The sequence below is a fragment of the Pseudochrobactrum sp. AO18b genome, from assembly GCF_000409565.1.
Lineage (GTDB): Bacteria > Pseudomonadota > Alphaproteobacteria > Rhizobiales > Rhizobiaceae > Pseudochrobactrum > Pseudochrobactrum saccharolyticum.
On the sequence record NZ_ANNO01000294.1, the window covers coordinates 1 to 4330 of the forward strand.

Sequence of the window (4330 nt, forward strand, 5' to 3'; positions counted from 1 at the left end):
GATCTGCCTGATCTTGATAATTATCAGGTGGATTCCGTCGCTATTGATACGGAAACGCTGGGGCTCAATCCTCTGCGTGACCGTCTGTGTGTCGTACAGATTTCACCGGGTGACGGCACCGCGGATATTATCCAGATCGAAAAGGGGCTGAAAAAAGCCCCTAATCTGGTCAAGCTGCTCAAAGACCGTTCGATCACTAAAATCTTCCATTTCGGCCGTTTTGATCTGGCAGTGCTGGCACATACATTCGGCGTGATGCCGCAGCCGGTTTTCTGCACCAAGATCGCCTCTAAACTGACCCGCACCTATACGGATCGCCACGGTCTGAAAGAAATCTGCTCGGAGCTTCTGGAAGTATCCATTTCCAAGCAACAGCAGTCATCCGACTGGGCAGCGGAAACCCTGTCTCAGGCGCAGCTTGAATATGCAGCGTCCGATGTTCTCTATCTGCATCGTCTGAAAAAAGTTCTGGAATATCGTCTGCAACGCGATGGTCGTGAGAAACAGGCTGAAGCCTGCTTTAAATTCCTGCCAACCCGTGCAGAACTTGATCTGATGGGCTGGGACGAGCAGGACATTTTCGCCCACGCTTAAAGAATTAAAGCCCGCGATATTCGCGGGCTTTTTTATTATATGCCTTACGCTCGTACCGGAACAGTCCCGCTGCGGTCTATAATCGCCCATTGCGGCCGTGCGAACAGGAAGCGGCCGTAGCCGGTTTTCTCAATCAGCACATAGAGAATAACCGGCAGGATCACGCCCATCGCCACAGTCAGCAGCGAAATCGTGCCGACATCGGTAATGATACCTGTTTTAAGCAGCACTGTGCGGGTAACCGCCATTGGCAGGAAGAATGCCAGATACACAACAATGGAATGTGCGCCGAGATAACTCAGCACCCGATGCACAATATTCGCGGAGCTTAAACAGGCGAGCAGCGATGATACGCTGATAATCGCCAGCGCACCAAGGAAGCCGAGGAACAGCGAGACCAGCGGCAATTCGCTATAGCCGCCCAGACCGCCCGCCTGCCATGCCTGTCCGCTCAGCAGCGACTGGCCGAATTCCGGTACAGGTGTGAACACCATCTGATATTCGACAAAAGCCCAGAGCAGCAGGCCGGTTACGGCAATCATTTTGTTGCGCGCTACCCATTCAGCCATACGGAAAATCTGCGGTGCCAGTGCATAACCGGCATAGAAATAGACAAAGCGTGAGCAGAATTCGTCAATCATGATCCAGCCGGTATGGATCGGCAGGATTTCCAGAATGGCCAGCATAGTCAATACCAGCCAATGCGGCACGTCACGCATGAAACGTGTCGCCAGAAAGAAAAACGGCAGAATATAAATAAACCACAACGTGCCAAAAGGCTCGATAAAGGCCATCAAATAAGCACCGACGACACCGGAAACACCGCCCTCGGCCATGATGCCCGGTGCTTTAAAAACAAACTGAATGGTCAGCCACAGCACGTAGAAATACAGGAAATGCACGACTTTACGGTCGAGATAGCGTAGCCACGGCCGGTCGATCACCGCACTCAGAAACAGGCCTGAGATCAGAAAGAAATCCGGCATACGGAACGGTTTGGCAAAGGCGACAAAATAATGCATCCAGCCGGTCTGACCGGCGGCCTCTTCCACACCCAGCGTTGAATGCATCATCACAACAAAAATGATGCATATCCCTTTGGCGATATCGACCCAGTCAATTCGTTGTGTCACGCTATACCTATCTGAACCAGTTTAACCTGTTTTCTATAATGAAATATCACAAAAGCTGAATAGTATTTTCGTGTGCGGCCTGCATTAGATGAACTGGGGCATTTCCAGCTTTAGTTAGAATATCAGAATGCTTTGTCCATTTGCTATTACGCGCATCTTTCACCGAAAACCGCTGCACGTTTTTCGGTATGCGCTCTTAAGTACATTCTTGAATACAAAGCATAATTTCAAAACCCTGATGACAGCATTATACTGTTAGCAAAACTTTACTGCTCTTTAAACTGCCTCAATTACGGTGCAAAGCACAGCTATTCAATTTTTTAAGCAGGTTTACCAACGCATATGGCTTCCAGAGATTCAAAAGACCGACGCATAGAACCGTCCTTCGGAAAGCCAGAGACGCCTGCCAATAAAGATGAAATGCGCATTGATGAGAGTGACCGCGTGAATGGCAGCGCATCCAAAAAACGTGCACCGCGTCCTGAACGCACTTCCCGAAAATCAAAAAAGCAAGAGCAAGCTTCCGGTTCTTTCCGCTGGCTGCGCCGTCTGTTCTACTGGTCATTTGTCCTGATGCTGTGGGGCGGTATCGCCCTTGCCGGTGTGGTGATTTATATCGCTGCCAAAATGCCGCCGACCAGCGACTGGGCTATTCCTGACCGTCCGCCGAATGTCAAAATTCTTGATGTAAACGGCAAGCTGATTGCCAATCGCGGCACGACCGGTGGCGAGGCTATCGGCTTGCGGGAAATGTCGCCTTTCATTCCGCAAGCAGTCATCGCCATCGAAGACCGGCGTTTCTATTCCCATTATGGTGTTGATCCGATTGGTCTCGGTCGCGCCGTCTTTACCAATATTACCAAAGGCCGTGCAGTACAGGGTGGCTCTACAATCACCCAGCAGCTGGCTAAGAATCTGTTTCTTTCACCGGACAGAACACTGGAACGTAAGGTGCAGGAAGTGATGCTCGCTTTGTGGTTGGAGCATACTTACACCAAAGACCAGATTCTGGAGATGTATCTCAACCGTGTTTATCTCGGCTCCGGTGCCTATGGCGTGGATGCCGCCTCACGGCGCTATTTTGATAAATCTGCCAAGGATGTGAACCTCACCGAAGCCGCCACACTGGCAGGTCTGCTGAAAGCACCGTCACGCCTCTCGCCTGCCCGCGACCCGAAAGCTGCCAATGACCGCGCCAAGCTGGTGCTGGCAGCGATGCGCGATCAGGGGATGATCGGTCTGAAAGAACAAGCCATTGCCGAAAGCGAACCGCCCACACGTGCAGCTGCCTATTGGTCAGGGTCTGAAAATTATGTTGCAGATGCCGTATTGTCTGAACTGCCGAAGCTGATCGGTGAAACCAAAAGCGACGTAACCATTCATACCACTGTTGATCTGGACTTGCAGAAGGTTGGTGAAGAGGCCATTCGTGATCTGATTTCGCAGAACGGCAAGAAAATGGATGTCAGTCAGGGCGCCCTCGTCTCCATTGACGGCACCGGTGCCGTGCGCGCGATGATCGGCGGCTATGACTATGCCAACAGCCAGTTTGACCGCGCGTCGGAAGCCCGCCGCCAGCCCGGCTCCACTTTCAAACCATTCGTCTATCTGACAGCACTGGAGCAGGGACGCACACCGGACTCCATCCGCAATGACGCGCCGGTGCGCATCGGCAAATGGACACCAAGCAATTATAACGGCAAATATTTCGGCGAAGTAACGCTGGCAACAGCTCTGTCTCACTCGCTCAATTCGGTTGCTGCGCAGCTGGTAATGGAAGTCGGTCCGCAAGCCGTGGTCGATACTGCCCATCGTTTCGGTATTCAGTCCGCCCTCACCACCAATGCCTCACTGGCACTCGGCACATCGGAAGTCACGCTGATGGAGCTGACGGATGCTTTTGTGCCTTTTGCCAATGGTGGTTATCGCGCACCGGTGCATATGATTACCAAAATCACCGGTAATGACGACAATGTGCTCTATGAATATCCGGCGGAACAACAGCAACGGATTATTACCGAGCAGGTGCTGGGTATGATGAATGCCATGCTGCGCCGCACAGTTGAAGACGGCACGGCAAAACGCGCCAAATTCGGCAACTGGCCTGCAGCGGGCAAAACCGGCACCAGCCAAAGCTCGCGTGATGCGTGGTTCATCGGCTATACGGCCAATCTGACCACCGGCGTGTGGTTCGGTAATGATGACGGCAAACCGACCAAGAAAGTCACCGGTGGCGGCCTGCCTGCAATGGCATGGAAAACCTTCATGACTGCCGCCCATAAAGGTGTGCCGGTTGCTGATTTGCCGAGCACTTATGAAATTCAGAATGTGCTGCCGGGTGGTAGCGACGAGCTGCCGGATGCAACGGCCAGTATAGGCCAGCAGCCGCCTGCATCAGGCAATAGCGGCTATCCTGCCTTGCCGGAAAATGATGAGACTTACTGGCCACCAGCCCCCGGCGCACCGCGCCAGCCTGACGGTGCACAATTGCCGTCTCAGCAAAACCAGCCTGCGCAACCGCCGATCTCCGTGCAGGAAAACCCTGCACCGGTTGGAAATACAGCGCCACCGGTTCAGGATAATTCAGGCTATCCGACACCTCT

Annotated in this window: 3 protein-coding genes; 2 read left to right on the forward strand and 1 reads right to left on the reverse strand. The window is 52.8% G+C overall.

The window, feature by feature from the left end:
- On the forward strand, window positions 1-594 hold a 594-nt coding region (locus A918_RS0112000), incomplete at its 5' end, for a ribonuclease D (protein ID WP_022711304.1).
- 44 nt (window positions 595-638) lie between these two features.
- Here A918_RS0112000 and A918_RS0112005 read toward each other — a convergent pair.
- On the reverse strand, window positions 639-1727 hold the full coding sequence (locus tag A918_RS0112005) for an acyltransferase family protein (RefSeq protein WP_022711305.1): 1089 nt from the start codon (window positions 1725-1727) through the stop codon (window positions 639-641).
- A 342-nt stretch (window positions 1728-2069) separates the two neighbouring features.
- Between A918_RS0112005 and A918_RS20305 the strand changes: the two genes are divergently transcribed.
- On the forward strand, window positions 2070-4330 hold a 2261-nt coding region (locus A918_RS20305; RefSeq protein WP_022711306.1), incomplete at its 3' end, for a transglycosylase domain-containing protein.